General features: G+C 41.0%; 4 protein-coding genes and 1 other RNA gene. 4 read left to right on the top strand and 1 reads right to left on the bottom strand.

The features are described 5' to 3' along the window. Positions 1–66 precede the first annotated feature (66 nt). From corA to rnpB, 3 genes are all read left to right on the top strand, one after another. Positions 67–1,209 carry a magnesium/cobalt transporter CorA gene (gene corA, locus IQ229_RS19510; RefSeq protein WP_194046583.1) on the top strand — a complete coding sequence of 381 codons (1,143 nt, stop codon included), beginning with the start codon at positions 67–69 and terminating at the stop codon, positions 1,207–1,209. Between the two features lie 64 nt (positions 1,210–1,273). Continuing rightward, positions 1,274–1,969: a hypothetical protein gene (locus IQ229_RS19515; RefSeq protein ID WP_194046585.1), complete on the top strand. Its 696-nt coding sequence runs from the start codon at positions 1,274–1,276 to the stop codon at positions 1,967–1,969. A 50-nt stretch (positions 1,970–2,019) separates the two neighbouring features. Then, positions 2,020–2,446: RNase P RNA component class A (gene rnpB, locus IQ229_RS19520), an RNA gene on the top strand. 141 nt (positions 2,447–2,587) lie between these two features. On the opposite strand, the gene IQ229_RS19525 is transcribed toward rnpB, so the two are convergent. Then, on the bottom strand, positions 2,588–2,971 hold the full coding sequence (locus tag IQ229_RS19525) for a hypothetical protein (protein ID WP_194046587.1): 384 nt from the start codon (positions 2,969–2,971) through the stop codon (positions 2,588–2,590). A 128-nt stretch (positions 2,972–3,099) separates the two neighbouring features. Between IQ229_RS19525 and IQ229_RS19530 the strand changes: the two genes are divergently transcribed. Then, the gene (locus IQ229_RS19530; RefSeq protein ID WP_099104126.1) at positions 3,100–3,282 is read left to right on the top strand and encodes a hypothetical protein; all 183 of its coding nucleotides are present in this window, start codon (positions 3,100–3,102) and stop codon (positions 3,280–3,282) included. Positions 3,283–3,330 lie beyond the last annotated feature (48 nt).

Consider the following 3,330-nt stretch of genomic DNA (forward strand, 5'->3'; position numbering starts at 1 on the left):
TCCTTTGTTATTCACTAACGACAAATGACAAATGACAAATGACTAATCACTATTAGGTAATATTGCATGGCACGAAAACTACATCGCCTTCCCAAAATACTAAACAAGCCACATGATGATGAGTTCTATCACCAACCAGGGACTATACCTGGAACCATTTTTATTGATGCAGATGCACCACCACCGATAATTTTCTTGATTGACTATAACCAAACCAATTTCACCCGCGAACAAATAGCAACTCCAGAGGAGTGTGCCCCATATCTTGATAGCGAATCTATTTCTTGGGTAGATGTACAAGGTTTAGGGAGTCAAGACATATTACAACGATTGGGTAACGTTTTTGAGTTACATCCTTTAGTTTTAGAAGATATAGTTAATGTACCGGAGCGTCCCAAAACAGAGGATTATGAAGACCAATTGCTATTCATTAGCCGCATGGTAGTAGCAAAGGAAAGAACATGTGGTTTTTATAGCGAACAAGTGAGTTTGATATTAGGAAAAAATTACTTACTGACAGTCCAAGAAGAACCAGAACATGATTGTTTTGAAGGAGTGCGATCGCGGATTGAAAAAAACAAAGGTATCATCCGAAAACAGGGAGCGGATTATTTAGCTTACGCTGTGTTAGATGCAATTATTGATGGCTTTTTCCCAGTGCTGGAGCTTTATGGTGAGCGAATCGAAGAATTAGAAGAAGAGGTAATAGTCAGGCCTACCCCACAAACACTACAAAGTATTTATCAAATTCGGCGAGAATTACTGCAATTACGTCGTGCTATCTGGCCTCAGCGAGATGCAATTAATGCCTTAATTCGAGATGGCAGTGATTTAATTAGTGAAGAAGTGCGAATCTACCTACGAGATTGTTATGACCATACGGTACAAGTGATGGATATGGTGGAAACTTACCGAGAACTAGCATCTGGATTAATGGATGTGTACCTTTCGGCGGTGAGTAATAAAATGAATGAAATTATGAAGGTACTAACAATAGTTTCGACGATTTTTATTCCACTGACTTTTGTGGCTGGAATATATGGTATGAATTTCAATACTGAAAAATCACCATATAATATGCCTGAGTTGAATTGGTATTGGGGCTATCCACTTTGCTGGGCAGTGATGTTAGCGATCGCATTTAGTTTGCTATTCTTTTTTTGGCGACGAGGCTGGCTGCAAAATTCTTTAGTAATCAAACGCAATTAAAAATTGCAGATGAGCAATGAGACAAATATATATTCATTAGCACCGGGAGTTAAGATTCTGAGTTATGAGGAGTAGCGACCAGAATTTAGTAGTTTTGACGATTTATATTATCGGTGTTTCTTATGTTTTCAACCGCATGATTGAATCCATCGATGACCAAGTTAAATTTGAGTTTAAAAAAGGAATCGTTGACGAGCAACTCAAAGAACAAAATCTCGATGATAAAATTGGAATTTCTTTTAAACTCAAATCCTCATACCCAATTGACGATTTGAAAGATTTAGGAATTAGCATTGAAAATAAATCCGATCAGGTTGCTATATACGTTGACTGGGACAACAGTTCTTTAGTCGTTGAACATAGCAAGCAATCGCGCCGCGTGATTCGGAAATCACCAGACTTAACCCGCGACTTAGCAGTACCCCAAAGTCCAAGCCTGATTGCTCCCAAGAAAACACTTTCTGAAACAGTGACAGCAGAAGACGTTTTCGAGCGCGATCAAGTAGCTGGAACCTATTCAGCTAAAAAACCACTAATTGATATCAACGGACTACAAAAAGGGCAAAAAAAGTTGTACAACGATTTTATTAACAGAAGAAAAGAGTTGGACTTTTCCCTGCAACTGGTGCTTAGGATATCTGAAGTGCGTTTAGGTCTAGCTCCAGGTCGTGATTTTCCTCCCATTAGTATTATCAATTGTCCTTTCACAGTCAGGAAACTACCTTGGACTTACGCTCTACCTTGGAATAAAAAAAAGTAATGCCATGTCAACATACTACGTCAACCAAAGATTACACTGGATCTAAGGAGAGAGTAGGCGCAGGCGGTTGCAGATCAGTCATAGTCACTGGTTTGAGGAAAGTCCGGACTCCCGAAAGACCAAACTTGCTGGATAACGTCCAGTGCGAGCGATCGTGAGGATAGTGCCACAGAAAGATACCGCCAAAACCAGTGCTGAGGAATGAGTGCTGAGTGCTGAGTAAAGAAAACTCAGCACTCAGCACTCAGCACTCACAACTGTTTTGGTAAGGGTGCAAAGGTGCGGTAAGAGCGCACCAGCAGTATCGAGAGGTGCTGGCTCGGTAAACCCCGGTTGGGAGCAAGGCGATAGGAACTACGGTTGGTCTTTTACCAGTTCCGCTCAATGAGAGCCGCTTGAGGCGTTTGGTAACAAACGTCCCAGATAGATAACTGCCCTCGCAAGAGAACAGAACCCGGCTTATGTCCTGCTCTCTCCCCTTTAATGGAGTATGAACCTTTCACGGTTTGTACTCTATTATTTTTTGTACGGGTTTTGTGCGTAAGCGTACCCTTCGGGAAGCAAGCTACGCGTAGCGTCTCGTAGAGAAGCTCGTCGTAGACATCGCTAATCGATCATCTAAAGCATTCCCAATATCTCTAGTGCTGTATCCAGATGCCATTTAACCCGATAGAGTCCAAACAGTTTCTCTTGGCTGTACCGAGCTGGATACTCTAGTTTCCTCCCCTCCATCGTTACCTTGAGCAATGCTGATTGCTCTGGTGTCGGTGTTCCCATAGCTTCTAATGTTGCTTCTAGTGCTTCTACTTGAGAAAGCATAGGAGACTTCAATCCTTTATTCTCTGATACTTGCTTGCAAGCTACAACAGGAAAAGTCAGGAGTGCGTTAATATAGGATGCCTTATCAGCAGGGTTTCCTATTGCTTGGATGCCATACTGTATCAGACATAAATCGCGTAATGCTCTCAAGCTTTTAACTTCTAATTCTGTGCGCGTAAACATAAAATAGAGTTACCTCTTGTAAAAGTGGAAATCGGTGGGCAACAAGTTTCTCAGGCTAAAATGCCCATCGATTTAACATTCTCCACTGATATACACGTGGAGAATAAATTTATTTGTATTTCTATACAATGTCTAAAAATAAAGGTAATCCAGATAACTTAAAGCCATTCACCACGGACAGAGAGCGACCACTAACTGAATATCTACATTTGCGTGTCACCAAGGAAATGAAGGAAGAAGTGAAAGCTAAAGACGATCCTCCTGAATTTTGCCGTCAAGCGATCCAAGAGAAGCTAGATAGAGAGAAGTAGCAAAAAGTTGTTAGAGTAATAGTCCAAGAGATTTAGATATATAAGTAT

It is taken from the genome of Nostoc cf. edaphicum LEGE 07299 (assembly GCF_015207245.1).
GTDB classification, from domain to species: Bacteria; Cyanobacteriota; Cyanobacteriia; order Cyanobacteriales; family Nostocaceae; genus Nostoc; species Nostoc edaphicum_B.